The organism is Paenibacillus odorifer, from assembly GCF_000758725.1.
Lineage (GTDB): Bacteria > Bacillota > Bacilli > Paenibacillales > Paenibacillaceae > Paenibacillus_AQ > Paenibacillus_AQ odorifer.
In genome coordinates this window covers 4,683,775-4,704,804 of the sequence record NZ_CP009428.1, presented here as the reverse complement: position 1 = coordinate 4,704,804, position 21,030 = coordinate 4,683,775, and the positions used below count along the sequence as shown (strand labels likewise).

Sequence of the window (21,030 nt, the reverse complement as noted above, 5' to 3'; positions counted from 1 at the left end):
AGTTATAATGATTATTTTAGCTGTACTGATTGTTATTGCTTTTATTATTAGTATGAATACAGGATACATACGTTTGACACCTATGGAGCTGCTTAATACGTTATTCGGTAAAGGGACGGATAAGCAAGAGTTAATCTTGTTTCAATTTCGGCTACCGCGTATTGTGATCTCCGTTCTGATAGGCGCAGGTTTGGCTGTATCCGGAGCTGTGATGCAGGGCGTCTTTCGTAATGCTTTGGCCGACCCCGGCATCTTAGGGATTAACGCTGGTGCAGGAATTATGGTTATGCTGTTAATATCTTTTTATCCGACGGCAACCGCGGCTCCGGTGTATCTGCTGCCTATGGTGGCGTTTGTTGGTGCGGGAATTACTGCTGCCTTGATCTATGTCTTAGCTTATAATCGGCATGAAGGAATAAAACCCATGCGACTGTTGCTGACCGGTGTAGCGGTTGCAGCTGGAATGAGTGCAGCGATGATCGTGCTGACTCTTCGGCTGGATCCGGAGAAGTATCAGTTTGTGGCTACTTGGCTTGCAGGAAGTATTTGGGGCACAAGCTGGAAGTTTGTACTTTCTTTACTACCGTGGATCGTAATTCTCGTGCCGTATGTCATCTATAAAGCAAGGGTAATGAACGTCCTTAATTTGGGTGAACAGACAGCTGTAGGACTTGGGGCTGCTGTAACGAAAGAACAATTCCGGCTTCTTGCGGCTGCGGTTGGTCTAGCTGCGGCAAGTGTTGCTGTGAGTGGTGGGATTGGCTTTGTCGGCCTTGTCGGCCCCCATTTGGCGAGACGACTAGTTGGACCCAAACATCAGCTCATGCTGCCAACCTCAGCGCTGCTCGGCTCACTGCTAGTTATTATAGCGGATACCATTGGGCGCTGGATCTTACAGCCATCTGAGATCCCCACTGGAATTGTTGTTGCTGTAATTGGAGCGCCATACTTTTTGTATTTGCTAGCCCGTACTAAATCTTGATGAAAGAGGATGGTCAATCACCGGAAGGAGCGAATTTTTACAATGTTGCGTCGTTTTTTTTCTTACTATAGACCCTATAAGGGATTGTTTATTCTTGATTTCTCCTGTGCTATTGCTGCTGCACTGCTGGAACTAGTCTTCCCGCTGGCGGTTAACCGGGTAGTGGATGATATGCTGCCAAGTGGGAATTGGAAATGGATTCTCTATTCTTGCCTCGGTTTGCTGGGGATATATATCGTCAGCGCCTTTATGCATTTTGTCGTTACTTATTGGGGGCATAAGCTGGGGATCAATATCGAGTCGGATATGAGAAAAAAGCTATTTGATCGTGTGCAGAAGCTCTCTTTCAACTTCTTCGATAATAACAAAACAGGCCATTTGGTCTCGCGGATGACAAATGATCTGATGGACATCGGTGAGATTGCCCACCATGGTCCTGAAGATTTATTCATAGCAGTGATGACGCTGCTTGGTGTATTCGGTATCATGCTTAGCATCAATTGGCAATTAGCTATTCTAACCTTTGTAATTGTCCCGCTGATGATTTATTTATCCATGTACTTCAGTCGCAAAATGTCCAAAGCGTTCCACATCATGTTCGCGGACATTGCTGACTATAACGCACGCGTAGAAAACAATGTAAGTGGGATCCGTGTTGTGCAAGCTTTTGCTAATGAGAATCATGAAATTTCCCGTTTTGCAGTTAATAACGAACGCTTCCGTATTACGAAGCTTATGACCTATCGAATTATGGCTTGGAATTCATCCTTTAGCTTTGTGCTTATGAAACTGGTCTCATTATTCGTACTCGTGTGCGGAACCTATTTTGTAATCCAGAAGCAAATGACTTACGGTGAATTTATTGCTTTTGTGATGTTGTCTAATGTCTTCTTAGGACCTTTGCAACAGATTAACTCGGTCATTGAGACCTATCCTAAAGGGATCGCTGGTTTCAAACGTTATCTTGAACTGCTGGAGACGGAGCCAGATGTTGATGACGCAAAAGACGCTAAGCCAGTGTCTCATCTGTCAGGGAATATAACCTTCCAGGATGTAGCTTTTGCTTATAGTGATAAAGAAAAGGTGCTAACCAATGTGAACTTATCGATTTCGGCAGGAGAGACGGTTGCACTTGTGGGTCCATCCGGTGCTGGTAAGACAACACTTTGCAGCTTGCTGCCACGCTTTTACGATGTAAGCGAAGGCAACATCTCTATTGATGGAATAGATATTCGCTCCATGACGTTAGAATCACTTCGTTCCCATATCGGGATTGTACAACAAGATGTATTTCTGTTTGACGGAACCATCCGTGAGAACATTGCTTACGGCAGATTGGGAGCTTCCGATGAAGAAATCTGGGAGGCTGCGGGACGCGCTCAGCTGGAAGAACTGATCAAATCTCAGCCTGCTGGGCTGGATACAATGATCGGTGAGAGAGGCGTCAAGCTTTCTGGCGGCCAGAAGCAGAGGTTGTCCATCGCCCGGATGTTCTTGAAGAATCCGACGATTCTCATTTTGGACGAAGCAACCTCTGCATTGGATACTGAAACGGAGTCCGCTATACAAGAGGCTCTCGCCGAGTTGTCTGAAGGACGCACAACACTTGTTATTGCTCATCGCCTTGCAACGATCAGAAATGCGGACCGTATTGTTGTCGTTGCGGAAGGCGGCATCGCAGAACAAGGTAAGCATGAGGAACTGCTGCAGACTGCCGGAATTTACAGCCGATTGCATGAAGCGCAGTTTGGAGCTTAAGTAGCTGAAGGGATCACTAGAATATAATTTTGGAGGGACACGATGAATAAACAACTGGAATTATACGATGTAACCATTATTGGTGGCGGACCTGCTGGGATGTATACAGCTTTTTATAGTGGAATGAGAGACTTGAAGACAAAGTTAATTGAAGCGAAGGATGAGCTCGGAGGAAGAATGCTTATTTATCCCGAAAAAATGATCTGGGATGTAGGAGGCGTAACCCCAACTCTTTGCCATCAACTGATCGGTCAGCTCAAGGAGCAAGCTCAAACCTTCGATCCGACTATTGTGCTGGGTCAGCAAATTATGAATCAAGAGAGACAAGAAGATGGGACGTACATCTTGACCTCTTCTACTGGGGAACAACATTGGACCCGCACAGTCATTTTGGCAATTGGTTACGGAATTCTACAGATGGCAAAGCTTGAAATTGAAGGTGCAGATCGTTATGAGGTGACGAATCTTCATTATACCGTTCAAGAGCTGGAGCCGTTCCGCGGTAAAAGAGTGCTAATCTCCGGTGGAGGCAACTCCGCAGTAGATTGGGCGAATGAATTGGAGCCCATCGCTGCAAGTGTGACGATTGCGCATCGCCGCGAACAGTTTGGCGGACATGAGAAAAACATTGTGCGGATGAAGGAATCCTCAGTCAATGTCCGTGCGCCATATGCAGTAAGCCAATTACACAGCAGTAATGGTGAAACGATAGATCAGGTTACGATCAGCCATATAGAGACAGGTGAAACAGAGCAGTTTGAAGTGGATGCTGTCATTGTGAATCATGGTCTGAAGAGCGATTTTGGTCCGTTAAAAGAATGGGGCCTTGATATGGGCGAGTGGTGTGCGAATGTAACTGATAAGCTGGAGACCAATCTTCCGGGTATATTCGCAGCAGGTGACTTTGTGGATTATGCGAGCAAGGTTCGTTTGATCGCAGGCGCTTTCACTGATGCGGCTCTGGCGCTTAATAGCGCAAAGCTGTACATTGACCCGACCGCGGCCAAAGTCGCTTACGTATCTTCTCACAATGAACGGTTCAAAGAGAAGAATAAAGCGCTTGGAGTCGTTGACGACCACTAAGGATAGAGGCTTCTCAAACCATAAAATCTGAAGTTTTATATAAAGCGTATAGGGGATCTTATCCATTTCGAGCGGAGAGAACCCTTATACGCTTGCTTTCTATTTTATGGGTTATTAAGTCTAGCAGTCTGGAAGGGAGCAGGAATGAAGCTATCAAATAATAACCCGGTTCATAGAATTTATCTGTTAAAAGAGGCAGGGAAACGCCAATGCGGCGGCGGTCACATCAATAAACCCCAGATTGCCCAGTCCCCACTCTTCCTGACACCAATAGAAGCTATCGTTCAAATAACCATAGAAGGAGAGACAGTAGCTCTGAAAAATGGTGAAATTCTTTTTCTAAGCGCAGGTGCGACTTATCAAATTAATGCTCCATTAGAGACTGTTATCTCTGTTCTAGCAATTTCCTATGAGGTATATGGGCTAAGCAATAGCACGGAGCAAGAATTGGTCTATGGACTTTGCCGTGAAATTTTTCCGGTCAATGGGATTTTACCTATACGTACGACGAATAAAATAACCCGCTTATTCAGCGAATTGGAAGATGTTGCTGCCAATAATTTAGAAGCACAGGCAGATAGAATTCAATCCTTGCTGTATCAGCTACATCAACTGGTCGTAGAGGCTGACGCTGAAGCAGACATTACGGATAGTTCATATTTCAGAATGCTCTCTTATATCCACCAGAATTTCCAAAGGGAGATTACGCGGGAGATGATGTCTCGAATGATGGGCTTCAATCCTCGTTATTTCTCAGTATGGTTCGCAAGCAGACGGGTTGGAGCTTCACCGAATATGTAACTCATTTAAGAGTAAATAAAGCGAAAAAACACTTGATGTCCAGCAAAGCAACAATACAGGAAATTTCGCAAAAAGTAGGCTATACAGATGGACTATATCTGAGCCGCAAATTCAAGCAAGTCACCGGGATGACCCCAACAGAATTCCGTTTACGTCCCAAACCGAAGCGGATAGTAGCGTTACAATTTTTAGGGGATTTACTTGCGCTGGGAGTGAAGCCTGTCGCGGTTGAAGAAGATGTGATGAACTACTCCTTGCTTTTGCTGCCGGAACTGGCGGGTGTGCGATCATTTGAGTTGCAGGGATGTCCGGCGGAAGCGGACTGGTCTGGGCTAGATGCCGATCTAGTTATTGCACCGACCTATCTGAGCCCTCGTCAGCTTAAATGCATGGAAAAGTTGGGTCCACTAGTTACTGTGGAGTGTGATAAAATGGACCGCCTGGAACAGATTCGTTTATTCGGCAGACTGCTGGGAGAAGAGGAGCGGGCAGAGGCATGGATAAGGCACTATCATTTGAAAATAGATTTGGCCAAGCAGCGCTTGTCCTCATTAATTGAATCTGGTGAAACGGTAGCGGTGTATGAGATTAGGCAAGATAACAGTATTTATATCTGGAATTATACAGCCCGAGGGGTGTACAATCTGTATCCAATGCTGGGGGTAACTCCACCGGACAAGGTAAGGTCAGATGTTCTGGAGCGGAATGATCATTTATGCATCTCACTGTCGGAATTGCCAATATACGCGGCTGACCATATGTTTGTGGTTGTATCAGGACAAGAGGACTGGATGTCGAGAACACGTAAACGCATTAGTAAAAGCGCGGTTTGGCGCAATCTTCCAGCATTCAGGAATGAATGCATATATTACCTGAAGCTTGAGGAATTTTGGGGCAGCGAAGGGCTTGCGCTCGAACGCCAGCTGGAAATACAGACAGATTTGTTAACCGGCCATAAATTAAGCTGACAATCGTCCATAGCTTAATTGATGTATTAGCGTGTATATATGTTTTCCCGCGGAGACGGTATATTAAACAAAGATCTTAATGATATTGATTATCAATATCATAATAATATAAAGTCTCAAGGGGGATTTACATTGTACAGAATTATATCGTTAGGAAAAACAAGCATGATAGCTGTTATGCTTACGCTGGTGCTGCTGTTGAGCGCATGCGGACAAGCTGCTAATCAGGGGAATGCTCCAGCTAGCACGTCGGCTGAAGTGGCTAAAAGCACTAATGATTCTGTAGTTGCCAGCACGGAGCCGGCTGCTGATGCAGAGTATTGGACGTACGAAAGCGACAAAGGCCCGGTGCAGATCCCACGCAATCCACAAAGAGTTGTGATTCCGGTACAAGACTTTATTGGTGATCTTCTGACGCTTGGCGTGACGCCCATTGCCGTTGCCGGGAATGACATCTTGAACCATCCATATTTCAAAGAGGCGCTGACAGGTGTAGAAGTAGTAGGCGATGACATGACGGTGTCCCTGGAGAAAATAACGAGCCTCGAACCGGACTTGATTATCACTTATCAGGAAGATACCTATGAGCAAATCTCTAAGATTGCTCCGACTGTCTTTATTCCTTGGGGCAAATACGACTATAAGGAACGATTGATCGAGATCGGGAAAATCTTGAACAAGGAGCAGCAGGCTGTAAAGTGGGTGGCGGATTTCAATCAGAAGCTGGAAGCGAAAAAAGCGGAATTGGCTGATCTGATCGCAGCTGACAAAAAGGTGGCGATCTTTGAAATTGCCGGTAAAGAGCTGTATTTATACGGTTCGTCATATGGGCGCGGTGGAGAGATTATATATAACGGATTGGGGCTGCATGCACCTGATCTTGTCCAAGAGGCAGCCTTTAAAGAAGGCTGGGCTTCCCTCTCACTTGAAGCGTTGCCCGAGTACTTAGGTGAAGCTGATTATATCTTCCAAGGCTTCAGCTGTGGTGTGGAGCAGGATAAGCTGGACATTCTGGACAGTGTCTTCTGGCAGAACCTACCTGCTGTCAAGTCGGGTCATGTATTCACCTACGATCTAAAAACTTATTATCTATCCGATGCTTATGCGCTGGACAAGCAGCTGGATGAGATAGTTACGTTGCTGAAGTCTCTTCAATAAGTTAATTTCAAAAGAGTAAAAGGGGATGTTCGCTGAGCTATAGTAGCTCAAGGACATCCCTTTTGCGTATTTATATTCCAAGTTAAGGGAGGTTATAGATTCCATTTGTTGCATAAAAAAGCGGTGTAGAACAAATAGTATGAGCAGGAGGTGTTAATGATGGACCCCTTTAACTCTACTATTTTGGACGATAATCTTAAAGAGCTTCAAGAAAGGCTTGGCCATAGCCCTGATATTGTTATTCGTAGAATTAAATCCACTACCACACAGGTTGAGGTAGCTGCTGTATATATTGAGGGATTAATAGAAAAATTAATGGTCAACGAGTTTGTGGAGCATGCGATGTCGTTCGATAAGCTAAGTGAAGAAAACCCGGTGGTAACATCCGCTGAAGATATCTTTTTGTATATGAAAGAAGTGGCGAGAGGGATCGGAGAAGAACAGACACTTGAAGATTGGGATGTGCTTTTTGAGGCTTTATTCTCTGGTGATACCATTCTTTGGGTCAACGGGATAAGGGCAGCTATCAGAGGGAATACAAGCGGCGGTGAGGTTAGAGCGGTATCGGACGCTACAACTCAAGTAGCCATTCGTGGCTCCAAGGAAGGCTTCACAGAATCTATTGGGACGAATATCTCTCTGGTGCGCAGGAAAATAAAAAGCCCTAATCTCTGGGTGGAGTCGATGAAGATAGGTGACGTCACGCAAACGAATGTATCTATTATGTATATTCATGGAATCGTCAATGATAATACCTTAAAGGAGCTCAGAACTAAGCTGCAAAGCATTGATATAGACGGGATTCTGGAATCTGGATACATTGAGCAATTTTTAGAAGATACTCCCTTTTCTCCATTCCCAACATTATATAATACGGAACGTCCTGACAGTGTTGCAGGAAATCTTTTAGAAGGTCGAGTTGCTATTTTTGTGGACGGGACCCCGTTTGTGCTGATTGCACCTACAACCTTTTTTATGTTTTTACATGCCGTAGAAGATTATTACCAGCGTTATGATATCACGACTTTGATCCGATTATTGAGATTTATTTGCCTTGTTATTTCGTTATTTGGCCCAGCGTTATTTATTGCAATTCTAACCTTTCATCAAGAAATGATCCCAACGGCCTTACTTATTAATTTTGCTTCACAAAGGGAGGGGGTTCCATTTCCGGCTTTTATTGAGGCTATGCTGATGGAATTTACCTTTGAGATTATACGTGAAGCAGGAATTCGTATGCCATCCCCTATAGGCCAAACTGTGTCGATCATTGGGGGCTTAGTGTTAGGACAGGCAGCCGTACAAGCCGGTATTGTCTCTCCTGCAATGGTTATTGTAGTTTCACTTACAGGAATATCCAGCTTTGCTACTCCCGCTTTTAATATGGCTCTTTCCATACGTATCTTGCGTTTCATCATTATGTTTATCGCAGCCTTTATGGGGCTTTATGGAATAACGATCTTTACTTTTATTTTGGTTGCTCATATGTGTAGCTTGAAATCGTTGGGTTTTCCGTATATGTCTCCATTTGGTCCTTTTATCGCTGAGAATCAGAAGGACTCGATCTTGCGTGTGCCCTTGAAATATATGAAAACTCGGCCGCGTCTTGTTAGCCAAAAAAATAATACTCGACTTAAGGTGAATGATGGGAAGCCGGGGAGTGGCAAATGAAGGTCGGATGGATGATGCGTTCATTTATTTGTATATGCTGCTTAATGTTGCTGACAAGCTGCTGGAACAGTCGGGAATTAAACAATTTAGGCATTGTGACTGGTATAGGTGTGGATAAGGTGCCGAATAAAGAGGAATATCATGTTACTTTTCAGATTGTGAATCCATCCTCAACAGCCACAAGTGCAGGAGCTAGCACCGGACAACCCACGGTCACTATTTATTCTTCTACGGACCGTACGATCTTTGGCGCTTTTCGCAAGACTTCAAAAAAGGCGGCAAGACAGATGTTTTTTGCACACACGCAGCTATTAGTTTTAGGCGAATCTACAGTGAAGAGCGGTATTGATGGGATTTTTGACATCTTTGAAAGGTCCCATGAGCTGCGGCTCAACACGAATGTTATTGTAGCCAGAGATACGGAAGCATCCTCTATTCTGAAACTATTGCTTCCCGTAGAAAGCCTGCCTGCAATTGGGATTATTAAAAAGAGTAAAAATACCGCTAGAATATATGGAGAAAGCCGGGATATCAATGTTTTTGAGCTAATTAATGGTCTCAGTGGAGAAGGGTCAGTGGTGATATCCGGAGCCAGAATTCTTGGAGACGCTGAAGAAGGAACTAAAAAATCCGGGATGGAGCAAACTAAAGTAAAAGCACTTGTCACAATGAGCGGGCTTAGCGTATTGAAAAAAGGGGTTTTTCAGGGGTGGCTGGATGGCCCTCTTGCTCGGGGGGCACTATGGGTACAGAACGAGATTAATGAAACCAGTATTAATGTAGATTCAAATGAGGTTAAAGATTCGATAGCCGTTAACATTAATTATTCAAAAACAAAAATTAAGATTGAACTCCGCAATAAAGTACCCGTCATTCATGTAAATGTTGTGGAAGAGGGGACGCTTAGTGAGGCACAGAGTTATATTGAGCTAAGTGATAGAGAGGTAATCGTTCAGTTGGAACAACAAGTGGCTCTTAAAACTAAACAGGAAATAACCCAAGCCTTACAGGCTGCTCAAACTATGAAATGCGATATTTTCAATTTCGGGAATGAACTGAAGCGCACAAATCCAAAAGCATGGGAGACTGTTAAGGACGATTGGGAGTCAGTGTTCGCGGAAGCGGAAGTGGATGTTTCTGTAGAGGCCTATATTCGCAGTGTTGGAATGAGATTAGAGCCGAAATTGTTAAAGGAAAAATGAAAGTGTTCAGTGAGAAAGGTGGGAGAAGGCCACTTTATGAAAAAAGAAACCATCAGCGCGAGTCAATTATTTGCTTTGATTTTTTTGTTTGAATTGGGAACGGCCCTTGTGGTACCGATTGGACTTGAAAGTGGCCATGCTGTCTGGATTGCTATTCTGTTAGCTTTGCCCGGTGGACTTCTTTTGTATTTGATTTATGTTTATTTATACCGGCAATATCCGGGCATGATTATTAGCGGTTATACAAGAAAGATACTGGGCAATGTTATAGGCTGGCCGTTAAGCTTAACATATATTCCAATCCTTCTCTTCAATGGCTCCCGAAATCTGCATGAATCAGGTGAGTTGTTAATAGCTGCTTCTTACGACAGAACACCCGTGTTCATCATTTATGCAATGATGGTTGTTGCGGTAATTTACATCTTAAATAAGGGGATTGAGGTGTTTGCGCGGGCGGCTGAGATTTATATGCTGATTATAATATTGTTGGGCTTGACCAGTTGCTTTTTGGTTATTGCCGCCGGACTTGTAAAACTAGATAACTTGTTTCCGTTACAGGCCTCGGATTGGAAGAATGCATTGAAATCAGCCTATCTGAATATATGGCTATTTCCGTTCGGGGAGATGGTATGTTTCACTACGATTTTACCTCATATCAAAAAAACCAAGGTAGCAAAAAGAACCGGAATCATCGCAATTACTTTATGCGGATTATTACTCAGTTTTACCCATGCCATCGAAATATCCGTTCTAGGAACAGAAATCTACAGTAGAGCCAATTTTCCGATGTTCACTACGATAACGTTAGTAAACCTGGCCAATTTCATTCAACGTTTGGACGCGCTTGTGCTCTTAACCTTAATCATTGGAGTCTTTTTTAAAATGTCAGTATATTGCTACGCTGCAATGGTAGTCACCGCGGATCTATTCAAGGTGCAAGACAGCAGAAAGCTCGCCGTTCCCGTTGGTATTGTTGTTTTGTTCGGGGCTTTTATTAGTTCAGCGAATTATCCGATACATATGGACGAAGGAAGGATATTTCTGAAATATATTTTGCCGTATTTCTGTGCCGCTGTACCTATTCTCTTGTGCATCGTTCATTACATCCGCAGAAAATTAGGGAGCATAGGTTAGTTTATTTTATTTGATGGATTTATTGCTTCTATTTCGGATAGAGGATGTAATTGTAATAACAAAAGGTAAGGAGATAAAAACGAGCATAGTTATTGATTCCTGTATGCTTGTAGCTGCAAAGGAGTCATAGATCGTCCGCATTGAAGCGGTGAGGTTTTCTCCTGATAAAAGGTCGATGATTACTGCCATCAGCAACCCCATAAAAGCAAGCATGAAATATAGTAATAGTAATTTCATATTGATCAACTCCATTTGCTAGATTAACCTTAGGCTAAATGTATTATTACCTCTTGAGTGTTTTTGTAGTCAAAAGAAATAACAAATCCCCTACTGCTCCAACGTTGTTGGAAGCAGTAGGGGATTCTAATTTAAGCGCATTTTATTGTGTAAGCCAAGCAGCCAGTTCTTCGGTCTGGGATAACACGGCAATTGGATCATAGTACCAGGACCGTTCTTCTTTCCATACATATAGATGGCCATTTTTTACAGCGGGTAGGCTACTCCAGATTGGATCAGCTTTGTAATCAGCTTCTGTACGGTTATTGGAAGTTAAGATAATATAATCTCCTGCGTATTTAGCGAGTGCCTCTGTAGAGATTTCCGCCCATTGCTTCTCCATAATTTCTGCGGCCACAGCTGTAGGGGGCTTACGACCCAGCGCCTGATAGACAGGCTGTCCGCCTCGGCCAAAGTTATCGCCATAGGCCCAAATGGATTTTCCGCCGTCTTCCATGATGGAAAATGTTGCATCTGCAGGGATTACTTTGTCTACTTTGGCTTTAGCTTCAGCTATCCGTTTGTCGTAATCTGCAAGCCAGCTTTTGGCTGCCTCTTCCTTACCAAGGAGTTCTCCGAAATAGGTTAATTCGGCATGAGCATCTTTCAGATCACCATATGGCACAACGATGGTTGGAGCAATTTTGCTTAGTGCTTCATAGCTTTCAGCTTGTCCAGAAATAATCAAATCAGGATTAAGTGCGATGATTTTTTCAGGTGACATTTTGCCGTAAGTTCCAGTGTCTGCAACTCCAGTAAGTGCCTCCTTAAAATACATATTCTCCAGTGTTAATCCGGGAGCACCAACAGGAATGGTATCTAGCGCAATCAGACTGCCCAGATATTCCTCAGCGACAATCCTTTTAGGTTGAACAGGGATTTCAATATCACCATTTATAGTAGTGACCTTTTTAAGAGCAGCTGTTTCCGTAGTTTCTGTTGGTTGACTAGTTTCGGTAGGTACTGCAGTTGCCGATGATGTGTTGCTGGTGTTACTGCCTGTATTCCCTACAGAATTATTGGAATTCCCGCAAGCTGATATGACTAGAATTAATGCCAGCATGAAGGGAAAAAGAAGCCAATGGGTTTGTTTGGAGCTATTTTTTCCTGGATTATGCAATTTGTTGTTCCCCCTATGTATATTGATTATCATTCTCAATAAGAACTTTACAAGCTTCACCGGGTATTTACTATGGACGGATATGATCTCAGCTTATGCAAATTTATGATGTCATTACCCGTAGCAATTCTTGAAGCTGTGCCTGTGAGGACAGTGGGTCAAATCCGTAGAACATATCAGCCTGGTTCAGAATATATACCCGTCCGTTTCGGACTGCATCTAATTGCTTCCAAGCTTTAGAATGTAGTAGGCGAGTAAAACGTTGTCTTCCCTCAGATGATGAAGGGATGCTAGTGATAATAATATGGTCAGCAGGAAACGATACGATATCCTCAATAGATGCCTCTAAGTACCCGGAATCTGTGATCCCTTTTTCAATAATTACGGAGGGGGGCTTGAAGCCAAGATCACCGTATAGAATTTGGCAACTTCTGCCGAAGCTGCTACTGAAACAGTAGGCGGATCGGGAGCTAACCTCCCACACGATAGCCGTACCTCTCTCCATTCCTATAGCATGGTTTAATAACCCGTTGGCGGTAAGACAAAGTCTGTCATAATGACTTAGCCACTGTTCAGCACGCTGTCGTCGATTCACAACCTCGGCAATCAGAGCAAATTGCTCTCGCCAACTCATTTGCATAAAGGGCAGCTCGATAACCGGAGCAACAGGAGTCAGAATCTTATTGTCGGGTAGACTGTAGCCGATAATGACATCTGGTTTTACCGCAGCTACTGAGTCATAGAGTAATGAAAATTTACCTTCGCTCATTTGAAGCTGTTTGGAAGCGGGAACTTGTTCCAAGCTATGTTGCCATTCGGAATAAACCCCGAGTTGAGGCATGATTTCCAGTACTCGCAGGCTAGCGGTGTGATTATAGTTCAGAGCAACGACCCGTTTATTCTTATTCTGGTAGGCTGTAGGTGAAACGCCAACAAGCTGCTTGAATTTTCGGCTCAAATAAGTTCCCTCTTCGTAACCAACCTCATGTGCCAATGTAGTTAGATTAGGAGAACTGGTGAGGATTCGTTGCTGGGCTTTACGGATTCTTAGTAGTGTAATATAAGCACTGAAGGATAGACCTATTGATTTGCGAAAGGTTCGCGAAAAGTGCTCGGGGCTCACTTCAGCTAAAGCAGCCATTTGATCCCGCGTGATATCTTCATTGTAATGAGCTTCTATATACTCAGTCACCCGTTCCATCCAACTGCTTGATCTTTCTTTATGGGATGTCAGTTCACCATGAAGCTCCACGATGAACTGGGTGAATAGCTGCTGGACCCTAAACGGCTTTTGTTTATCAGCGTCTATCCAGGCACTGTAAAGCTCACCTGCCAAGGCTATCAAACGAGTGGAGGCATGGTGGACAGGGGAGTTGTCATTTATAAAAATGTCCTCATTTTTACTCTGGGGTATACAGGAATACTCAATCCATATCCCCTTTAACTGTAATTCAGGTTCCATCTTCAATAAAGAAGAACTACTAAGGGCTATTAAGCTTCCGGCCATGACCTTGAGTATCTTACCGTCTATTTCAAGAAAACCTTTCCCATCCCAGATCATCATAAGGCTGGAATTAGTAGAAGAAATGTTTGAGGCTGTGTAGTTGGTTATTCCCGATAAGCTGATGACCCGAAGGGGCATATAAAAAGGATGGGATGGATAAGGCATCCCGTCAGATTGGATCTGCATGTAGTAATCCCCTTCTTTTCATTGATAATCATTCTCATTTATAGTATAACAGTCTTTCTTACTATTGACTATAATGATGCTTATGATAGTGTTTAAAATAATCCACGAACGGAATAGGGTTAGCTGATAAGAAGGGGTTGAAGTCATCCATGACGACCTGGAATTTACAAGGAACTGTAAGTCACTTATTAATATGTAACGGTAGCAGCTGCAAGAAACACAAAGGTGAAGAGGTAGCTGAAGCGATAGAAGACGAGATTGAGAAGCAGGGCGCACAAAGTCTTATACATACGACTGTGACCCGTTGTAATGGAAGATGTTCAGATGCTTGTGTGGTGATCGCTTATCCCGAAGGTGTGTGGTACAAAGAGATTACACCTAAGCTGGCGAAATCATTAGTGCGGAAACATTTGCAGGGGGAGAAGCTTGAAGATCACTTGTTATACACCTATGATGGACAATTGATTGCTTCAAATGAAAAGGGCGCTAAAGGGAAAAAGAAAAAATAGCAAGGCTTGTAAGTACCTTTTAGCTGCGCTTCTAACCCTGTACAGATGAATATCTCGTGCAGGGTTATTTATTTATAAACAGGGGAGGATTATGATTGATTTGATTATAACCAGACTCGTAATAGGACTGTGTGCTTAATTAAGGACATCAAATTTGACTTGCAGGGCTAACGTTGACTATGCTATTAAAAAGTGAATGAAATAACACAGTATATATGATGGTTTATAGGGGAGAGGGTACGATGGAGAGGCTGCAGGTGTGGCCAGAGAAGTTCAAAAAATTTTTTCTGAATAATAAATTTGTAGTAGTGCTGCTCATTATGCTGCTGGTTGGAATTAATATTCTGGTATTCTCCAAAATACCGTTTATTTTTAAGCCGATATCAGTATTGCTGCACACCGTGGCCGCACCATTATTACTGGCAGGTATAGCTTATTATTTGCTGAATCCGTTGGTAGATCGGATGGAGAAAAGATCCCGAATAAAACGTGTATATGCAATAATCATCCTATATTTGTTGATTGCTGGTCTCATCACGCTGGTTTTGTTTATGGTCATTCCAATTATACGGACTCAGCTATCAGGTTTGATCGACAATTTTCCAAGGTATAGTGAATTAATTCAAGAACGGTTTATGGATCTGACCGGAACGGAGTTCTTTGGGCAAGTTCAAGATAGTATCGGAACGAACCTTAGTGAGATAACATCTAAGATTACGGCGTGGGGCAGTTCTTTTCTGAATAATGCCTTGACGGGTGTTGGCAGCTTTGTAGGAGCCCTTACAGAGATTGTCTTGGCGGTTGTAACGACGCCATTTATTTTGTTCTACTTGCTTCGCGATGGAAAAAAATTGCCGGATTATATTCTGAAGTTTGTACCTACTTCTCTGCAGCCGCAGACTCGTATGGTCATGTCGGAGATGAACAGTCAGGTATCCTCTTACATACGCGGGCAAATTATTGTCAGCTGCTGTATTGGTCTGCTGCTCTATATTGGCTATTTAATCATTGGTTTGGAATACTCTCTCGTTCTGGCTATTGCTGCTGCTTGTACAGCAGTTGTTCCTTATCTGGGCCCGGCAATCGCGATTACACCTGCCTTAATTGTTGCGATGGTTACTTCTCCATTTATGCTGTTGAAGATGATTATCGTGTGGACAGCTGTTCAGCTGATTGAAGGGAAATTTATCTCACCACAGATCATGGGCAAGACGTTGAAGATTCATCCAATAACCATTATTTTTGTAATTATATTCGCAGGTAAAATGTTTGGAATTCTGGGGATTATCCTTGCAGTTCCGGGTTATGCGGTACTTAAGGTGGTATTTACACATCTTTTTGAATGGTTCCGGTTTCGATCCGGCTTATATAAACAGATTGAAGAGAATAAGGAATAATGTGGAAGGGTGAAATGTAATGGGAGCACCAATAGCAGTAACCTCTTATGGTAAGCTTCAAGGAATACAGGAGGGCGATGTGAACATTTGGCGTGGGGTCCCTTTTGCAGCTCCACCTGTTGGAGAACTTCGGTTTCGTGCACCACAGCCACCAGAAGCCTGGGATGGGGTTAGAGATGCTTCTGAATTTGGTCCAGTTAGTCATCAGCCAGCGGATACGAGAGGTACTCGGTTCGGTGGCAAGACGCCGCTTCATTCCGAGGATTGTCTGTATTTAAATATTTGGGCGCCAGCAGTTCATGATGAGCCCCTGCCGGTTATGTTCTGGATTCACGGGGGGACGTTTGTGACCGGGGCTGGAAGTCAGCCGCAGTTTGACGGCACAAGCTTCGCTGAACGCGGCAAAGTAATCTTAGTGACCATTAACTATCGGCTGGGTCCATTTGGATTCATGAATTTGTCTCCATTTGGCCATGGGCTTGCTTCTAATCAAGGTTTATTGGATCAAATCGCCGCACTGGAATGGGTAAAGCTGAATATTGCTGCTTTTGGTGGGGACCCGCAGCGGGTAACTGTATTCGGGGAGTCAGCAGGGAGTATGAGTATCGCAGCCCTTTTGGCCATGCCAGCAGCGAAGGGGTTGTTCGCTGGTGCGATTATGCAAAGCGGGGCTGCTCAGACGCTGCCTTCCGAGCAGGGGAAGTACATTGCAGCTGCACTACTAGCTGAATTAGGGATTGCTCCAGATGGAGATGCCAGTCTTCTGCAAACATTTTCTTCTGAACAAATTATCGATGCAGCCGCAAGAATGACTAAAAAATTAACAGGTGGCTCAATAGGTATGTTATTTCAGCCTGTCATTGATGGGGATACACTTCCTGTAGAACCTGCACAGGCTGTGGCAGAAGGATCGGCACAGGGTATTCCGCTATTGATCGGAACCAATCGTGATGAGGGCAACTTGTTCTTCAGAGAAGAATCGCCTGAGGCAGACTTTGACGATTCACTCAAGGCGCTGGAGCAGATGATGGGTACTGGGAGTCTGAAGGAGATTGCGAACCATTATTCATCCTCATGGGAGGGACAAGCCGAAATTCTAACGGATCTTTACTTCTGGGGAACCTCGGTGTCCCTGGCAGAGAACCAACTGAAATATGCACCTGTCTGGATGTACCGTTTTGACGGCACGATCCCAGGTCATCCATTGTTAAATAAAGCTGTGCATAGTGCAGAAATCGTCTATGCCTTTAATAATCTATCTCATCTAACCCATCTTAGGGCAGAAATTAATCCAACGATGCAGAAGTTGGCTGAAGTTATGCATGATGCTTGGATTGCTTTCGCTCATCAAGGAAATCCGGCTACAGCAGAGAGGTTATGGCCGAAATACAATCTGGAGGAACGGGCTACCTTGATCTTTGATGAAGATACGCATGTAGCTTATGATCCTGAGTCAGAGAAACGCAAAAGAATTGTCACTATGCTGGCTTAAGAAGATTGAGAGGCTGAATAAAGATGCAGGTAGAAGGCTTTAACCATGTGACCGTAAATGTCAGTAATTTAGCGAATTCCCTGAATTTCTACACAGGAGTTCTGGGCCTTCAGCTAGTTCATAGAGGTAAAACTGATGCTTATCTGGAATGGGGAAGTGCCTGGATATGTCTTCTTGAAAAGCCTGATTATATGGCGATTGCAGATAAAGTAGTTGGGGTAGACCATATCGCTTTTAGTATTGCAGAGGAACATTTTGAGGAAGCCGTCCAAGTATTGCAAACCCAGAATGTGCCCATAATTAGAGGGCCAATCAAACGGGGAATAGGCTGGACGGTCAATTTTCTAGATCCGGATGGTATACAGCTAGAGCTACATACCTCGAATCTGCGGGAACGAATGAGTGTTTGGAACACAACTACCGAATAAAAGATGGGTGTCCTATCAGCCTGCATGGCTAATGGGACACCCATTTTTTTAACGACCTAAATATTCTTTGATTCCTAAAACTACTGCTTCGGCTATTTTATTCTGGATGTCCGGGGTAAAGAGTAATGCTTCATCCTTGGTATTGCTTAAGTAACCACATTCTAATAATATTGCAGGCATTTTGGTTTCTCTTGTTACATGATAGTTAGCTTGACGAACCCCTCGGTCCTGCAGTCCTGTAGCAACTGCGAGGTATTTGTGAACGGTTTGAGCGAATAATAAGCTATCGTTACGTGTGTAATAGGTCTCTGTGCCACTAGGATTACTTTTACTGCCCGCCGGAATACTATTGGCATGAACAGAGATAAATAGATCGGCTTTTACATTGTTGGCGAGGTTAGATCTGTCCTGTAGAGTTGGGTATGTATCGCCACTGCGCGTGAGTATAACCTCGATATTTGGTTCTTTCTTTAGTAATTCTGCAATTTTCAGTGCTGTCGGCAAGGTGAAATCTTTCTCTTTAAGCTTGTTAACACTTGAACTCCCTGGATCTTTCCCTCCATGTCCTGCATCAATGACGATTATCTTCTTGTCTGTGTTGCCGGTAGAAGGTGGAGGAGTTGTAACCGGTACTTCTGGTAAGGTGGTTTCAGGAAGCGTAACGCTAGTCCCATTAAGATCCACAATAATAAGTCCATCATTAGCATTGATCAGACTGTAGCTATTAGCGCTGTTTAGATCAATGACGATCCGAATGGTCGATGGGGAACTGCTGAACAATGAATAGCGAACGGCAGAGACATTAGGATAGTCGGTAACCGTTAACTGTCCGCTTTGGTTCTTTCCTACGGAAAGATTCTGATGGAAGTCGGTTCCAAAGCCAGTATTCGGTAAATCCACGACAATTCGGTCTTTGTCTGTCATAGTGAACACGGTAGGTTTTATACTGCCGTTCACTGCAATAACCAACTGGTTATTGATGAAGCTAAGATTGGTGACTGCAGCCACTGAGCTATTCCCTTCAGTTGCTGTATTCCCGGTTGATCCGTTCTCCGAAGGTGCTGTTGGAGTGGGTTCTGGAACCGTAACTTCCGGATCGCTTCCCCCAACCTCAGGCACTGGAGAGGTTAAATATACGGTTTTGGTTACATTGTCCCAACCGACAGTAGTTCCTGTCTGTTCCCCAACAAATCTTAAAGGAACAAGGGTTGTGCTGCCACTGAGAAACGGAGGGTTGTCCAGTTTGACTTGTTTCCCTGAAGCTTCTGCCATCGTATTATCCACGATCAGTTTTAAAGTAGTTCCCTTTTGCTCAATGATCGCTGTCTTGGCCACATTATCCCATTTCACGGTATAACCAAGCTGTTCCGCAACAACGCGAAGAGGAACCATTACACTGCCATTTACAATTTGTACCTGTGCTTCTTTGGAAATCTTAAGATCGTTGCCGTCTAGGTTGATGTGTGTTTCCGTAGAGCCGGCATAACCAGTTCCTGGATGAACCAGCACCAACAAAAGCAGCAGTAACGCCAAAAAACCAAACTTTTTCATCTGCAATCCCTACCATCCCCGTTTATTGGTCTCTAGCAATTCTTACTTTTTCTTCCTTTGATGCCGTTTAAGGCTCGTATAAAGTATAAACGACAATAGTTTCCAAAAGTTGCGCTCTACAAGCGATAAAAAGGAAAATTTTCGGTATAAAAATAGAAAAAGAGCCTTCCCAAACATTTGGGATAGCTCTCATTCGCTAGAGATATGTTATTTTAACGATGTATAACCTGTTTTCTCTACCAATTTCTGACCTTGAGAAGATTGAATCCAATCCAGAAAGGGTTGAATATTAGGGTTGTCGCTTCCCGCGGTCACTGCATAAAATTCTGTTGCCAATGGGTACTGTCCACTACGAATACTTTTCTTGTCTGGTTGGATACCATCGATGGCCAGCAGGGCTATTTCCCCGTTCCGATTCATTTCTGAGGCGTAAAATAAGAAGCTGTAGCCCAGTGCATTTTTATAGTTTCGATAGCTGGAGGTTTGTTGAATGATACCGCTCATAATATCCGCTACGTCTTCTTGAGGCGGCTTCATGAGTGGAGTGTCCTTCATAAACTTTTGCAACATCGTCTGGCTTCCACTATCTTCAGGCCGTTGAAAAGCACGGATTCGGTTATTAGCTCCGCCTACATCTTTCCAATTTGTGATCTTGCCTGCGTAAATATCTTTAAGTTGAGCGGTGGAAAGTCCGGTTACGTCGTTTCGTTTGTTTACAAAAAATACGAAGGCCTCGCGGCCGATCGGCGTAAGCTTCAGTTCGACCCCTTTGCGCTTAGCTTCTTTTTGTTGTGCGATTGACGGAGCCGCTACAAATATAATATCGGTTTCTCCTTCAATCAATCTCTTGTAAGCTTCAGGTGTGCTGCTGCAAATTACTTGACTTGTTTGAAAATCATACGGATTATAATAACCCTCAGGATAAGTAGTTTGAACGAAAGCTGAATACAGTGGATAAAGTGCGGTTGCGCCGTCCAATCTTGGAAGATTGCTAGCGATATGATAGGAAGAAGGTTCATCCAGATTCACTGCTTTGGTCTTCTCAGCAAAGGGTTCATATTGTAGCAGATTAACCTCCCGATCATCGACCATGGCAATTCTGTTGACGTACGCTTGCTTGATCTCATATCCTGCGGTCGCGAGCAGACTAAGTCCGAGGATAGATAACAATACAATATTGCTTGTTTTTCGTGACAACACATTAAATATGATAAGTACAACATAGATGGTTAATACGATCGCTAAGATTGCCACAAGTGGGGTATAAAACAGCAGTCCTCCGTAAAGCGCAGTAATTATAGCACCTATGAATCCTAAAAAAGCTATTCCTCCAACGGCAAAGATGGAGAACAATAACTTCGTCCAGAATGCTTCTTTCATAACAACCTCCTCGACATGATTACTAAACTATGGAAAAATCAACATATTTTCATTATACAGAAGTTTTTTGGATGAAGCAGTAGAACAATTACGAACAAACATGTAATAAAATGCTGCGAAACATGAAAGTAATGTGTACATTTTCATAAAGTACTGGACGAATGGCAAGAAGAGGTTTATTCTGAGATTGTGAAAAAAACAACGGAATACAAGATTCTCGGGGTAGGGTGAAATTCCCGACCGGCGGTAATGTTCAAAGTGAACTGAGCCCGCGACTCACTTGTTCTGCTTGCAGAGAAGTGACTGATCTGGTGTAAATCCAGAGCCGACGGTAAAGTCCGGATGGGAGAGGATCATAAGATAAAGACGCTAGGAGTCTATCCTTGTACGTCTTTATTGATAATGCCCCCGAGTTTACCTTTTTGGTAAT

18 protein-coding genes and 1 riboswitch are annotated in these 21,030 nt (G+C 43.6%); of the genes, 13 read left to right on the top strand and 5 right to left on the bottom strand.

The window, feature by feature from the left end; all coding sequences use genetic code 11:
* Window positions 1–7: 7 nt before the first annotated feature.
* The 9 genes from PODO_RS20555 (at window position 8) to PODO_RS20520 (ending at window position 10,757) form a co-directional block, all read left to right on the top strand.
* Window positions 8–982, top strand: a complete 975-nt coding sequence (locus PODO_RS20555; protein WP_425311693.1) for a FecCD family ABC transporter permease — start codon at window positions 8–10, stop codon at window positions 980–982.
* Window positions 983–1,024: 42 nt separating this feature from the next.
* Complete coding sequence (locus PODO_RS20550; RefSeq protein ID WP_036676085.1) at window positions 1,025–2,740, top strand: ABC transporter ATP-binding protein; 1,716 nt, start codon at window positions 1,025–1,027, stop codon at window positions 2,738–2,740.
* A 42-nt stretch (window positions 2,741–2,782) separates the two neighbouring features.
* Window positions 2,783–3,823 (top strand): NAD(P)/FAD-dependent oxidoreductase, encoded by a 1,041-nt coding sequence (locus PODO_RS20545; RefSeq protein WP_036676089.1) that lies wholly within the window; start codon window positions 2,783–2,785, stop codon window positions 3,821–3,823.
* 144 nt (window positions 3,824–3,967) lie between these two features.
* A complete protein-coding gene (locus PODO_RS30130; RefSeq protein ID WP_052097205.1) occupies window positions 3,968–4,624 on the top strand; it encodes a hypothetical protein in 657 nt (218 codons plus the stop codon).
* On the top strand, window positions 4,582–5,592 hold the full coding sequence (locus tag PODO_RS20540; protein ID WP_076147000.1) for an AraC family transcriptional regulator: 1,011 nt from the start codon (window positions 4,582–4,584) through the stop codon (window positions 5,590–5,592). Before PODO_RS30130 ends, PODO_RS20540 begins: the two co-directional genes overlap by 43 nt.
* A gap of 132 nt (window positions 5,593–5,724) precedes the next feature.
* The gene (locus tag PODO_RS20535) at window positions 5,725–6,750 is read left to right on the top strand and encodes an iron-hydroxamate ABC transporter substrate-binding protein (protein ID WP_244886363.1); all 1,026 of its coding nucleotides are present in this window, start codon (window positions 5,725–5,727) and stop codon (window positions 6,748–6,750) included.
* Between the two features lie 156 nt (window positions 6,751–6,906).
* Window positions 6,907–8,421 (top strand): spore germination protein, encoded by a 1,515-nt coding sequence (locus PODO_RS20530; protein WP_143760463.1) that lies wholly within the window; start codon window positions 6,907–6,909, stop codon window positions 8,419–8,421.
* The gene (locus PODO_RS20525) at window positions 8,418–9,623 is read left to right on the top strand and encodes a Ger(x)C family spore germination protein (RefSeq protein WP_038572463.1); all 1,206 of its coding nucleotides are present in this window, start codon (window positions 8,418–8,420) and stop codon (window positions 9,621–9,623) included. Before PODO_RS20530 ends, PODO_RS20525 begins: the two co-directional genes overlap by 4 nt.
* Before the next feature lie 36 nt (window positions 9,624–9,659).
* On the top strand, window positions 9,660–10,757 hold the full coding sequence (locus PODO_RS20520; protein WP_038572462.1) for a GerAB/ArcD/ProY family transporter: 1,098 nt from the start codon (window positions 9,660–9,662) through the stop codon (window positions 10,755–10,757).
* Between the two features lie 6 nt (window positions 10,758–10,763).
* Here PODO_RS20520 and PODO_RS20515 read toward each other — a convergent pair whose 3' ends face one another.
* The 3 genes from PODO_RS20515 to PODO_RS20505 all read right to left on the bottom strand — a co-directional run bounded on the left by PODO_RS20515 (window position 10,764) and on the right by PODO_RS20505 (window position 13,843).
* Window positions 10,764–10,994 carry a YczF family membrane protein gene (locus PODO_RS20515; RefSeq protein ID WP_036676096.1) on the bottom strand — a complete coding sequence of 77 codons (231 nt, stop codon included), beginning with the start codon at window positions 10,992–10,994 and terminating at the stop codon, window positions 10,764–10,766.
* Between the two features lie 142 nt (window positions 10,995–11,136).
* Window positions 11,137–12,096: an ABC transporter substrate-binding protein gene (locus PODO_RS20510; protein WP_052097516.1), complete on the bottom strand. Its 960-nt coding sequence runs from the start codon at window positions 12,094–12,096 to the stop codon at window positions 11,137–11,139.
* Window positions 12,097–12,256: 160 nt separating this feature from the next.
* Window positions 12,257–13,843: an AraC family transcriptional regulator gene (locus PODO_RS20505; protein ID WP_052097201.1), complete on the bottom strand. Its 1,587-nt coding sequence runs from the start codon at window positions 13,841–13,843 to the stop codon at window positions 12,257–12,259.
* Window positions 13,844–13,992: 149 nt separating this feature from the next.
* Between PODO_RS20505 and PODO_RS20500 the strand changes: the two genes are divergently transcribed.
* The 4 genes from PODO_RS20500 (at window position 13,993) to PODO_RS20485 (ending at window position 17,669) form a co-directional block, all read left to right on the top strand.
* Entirely contained in the window at window positions 13,993–14,352 is a 360-nt protein-coding gene (locus tag PODO_RS20500; RefSeq protein ID WP_036676102.1) for a (2Fe-2S) ferredoxin domain-containing protein, read from the top strand.
* Window positions 14,353–14,594: 242 nt separating this feature from the next.
* A complete protein-coding gene (locus tag PODO_RS20495) occupies window positions 14,595–15,749 on the top strand; it encodes an AI-2E family transporter (RefSeq protein WP_036676105.1) in 1,155 nt (384 codons plus the stop codon).
* 19 nt (window positions 15,750–15,768) lie between these two features.
* Window positions 15,769–17,241 (top strand): carboxylesterase/lipase family protein, encoded by a 1,473-nt coding sequence (locus PODO_RS20490; protein WP_038572460.1) that lies wholly within the window; start codon window positions 15,769–15,771, stop codon window positions 17,239–17,241.
* 23 nt (window positions 17,242–17,264) lie between these two features.
* Window positions 17,265–17,669: a VOC family protein gene (locus PODO_RS20485; protein WP_038572459.1), complete on the top strand. Its 405-nt coding sequence runs from the start codon at window positions 17,265–17,267 to the stop codon at window positions 17,667–17,669.
* Window positions 17,670–17,717: 48 nt separating this feature from the next.
* Here the strand turns inward: PODO_RS20485 and PODO_RS20480 are convergent, their stop codons facing one another.
* Window positions 17,718–19,220, bottom strand: a complete 1,503-nt coding sequence (locus PODO_RS20480; protein ID WP_038574680.1) for an N-acetylmuramoyl-L-alanine amidase family protein — start codon at window positions 19,218–19,220, stop codon at window positions 17,718–17,720.
* Window positions 19,221–19,427: 207 nt separating this feature from the next.
* Window positions 19,428–20,600: a PstS family phosphate ABC transporter substrate-binding protein gene (locus PODO_RS20475; protein WP_038572458.1), complete on the bottom strand. Its 1,173-nt coding sequence runs from the start codon at window positions 20,598–20,600 to the stop codon at window positions 19,428–19,430.
* A 209-nt stretch (window positions 20,601–20,809) separates the two neighbouring features.
* Window positions 20,810–20,958, top strand: a riboswitch (FMN riboswitch).
* The last annotated feature ends 72 nt before the right edge of the window (window positions 20,959–21,030 follow it).

Excerpts from the sequence above, each read along its gene's own strand:
- PODO_RS20555 (WP_425311693.1), top strand. The coding sequence starts at position 8 with ATGATTATTTTAGCTGTACTGATTGTTATTGCTTTTATTATTAGTATG.
- PODO_RS20550 (WP_036676085.1), top strand. The coding sequence starts at position 1,025 with ATGTTGCGTCGTTTTTTTTCTTACTATAGACCCTATAAGGGATTGTTT.
- PODO_RS20545 (WP_036676089.1), top strand. The coding sequence starts at position 2,783 with ATGAATAAACAACTGGAATTATACGATGTAACCATTATTGGTGGCGGA.
- PODO_RS30130 (WP_052097205.1), top strand. The coding sequence starts at position 3,968 with ATGAAGCTATCAAATAATAACCCGGTTCATAGAATTTATCTGTTAAAA.
- PODO_RS20540 (WP_076147000.1), top strand. The coding sequence starts at position 4,582 with ATGGTTCGCAAGCAGACGGGTTGGAGCTTCACCGAATATGTAACTCAT.
- PODO_RS20530 (WP_143760463.1), top strand. The coding sequence starts at position 6,907 with ATGATGGACCCCTTTAACTCTACTATTTTGGACGATAATCTTAAAGAG.
- PODO_RS20525 (WP_038572463.1), top strand. The coding sequence starts at position 8,418 with ATGAAGGTCGGATGGATGATGCGTTCATTTATTTGTATATGCTGCTTA.
- PODO_RS20520 (WP_038572462.1), top strand. The coding sequence starts at position 9,660 with ATGAAAAAAGAAACCATCAGCGCGAGTCAATTATTTGCTTTGATTTTT.
- PODO_RS20515 (WP_036676096.1), bottom strand. The coding sequence starts at position 10,994 with ATGAAATTACTATTACTATATTTCATGCTTGCTTTTATGGGGTTGCTG.
- PODO_RS20510 (WP_052097516.1), bottom strand. The coding sequence starts at position 12,096 with ATGCTGGCATTAATTCTAGTCATATCAGCTTGCGGGAATTCCAATAAT.
- PODO_RS20505 (WP_052097201.1), bottom strand. The coding sequence starts at position 13,843 with ATGCAGATCCAATCTGACGGGATGCCTTATCCATCCCATCCTTTTTAT.
- PODO_RS20500 (WP_036676102.1), top strand. The coding sequence starts at position 13,993 with ATGACGACCTGGAATTTACAAGGAACTGTAAGTCACTTATTAATATGT.
- PODO_RS20495 (WP_036676105.1), top strand. The coding sequence starts at position 14,595 with ATGGAGAGGCTGCAGGTGTGGCCAGAGAAGTTCAAAAAATTTTTTCTG.
- PODO_RS20490 (WP_038572460.1), top strand. The coding sequence starts at position 15,769 with ATGGGAGCACCAATAGCAGTAACCTCTTATGGTAAGCTTCAAGGAATA.
- PODO_RS20485 (WP_038572459.1), top strand. The coding sequence starts at position 17,265 with ATGCAGGTAGAAGGCTTTAACCATGTGACCGTAAATGTCAGTAATTTA.
- PODO_RS20480 (WP_038574680.1), bottom strand. The coding sequence starts at position 19,220 with ATGAAAAAGTTTGGTTTTTTGGCGTTACTGCTGCTTTTGTTGGTGCTG.
- PODO_RS20475 (WP_038572458.1), bottom strand. The coding sequence starts at position 20,600 with ATGAAAGAAGCATTCTGGACGAAGTTATTGTTCTCCATCTTTGCCGTT.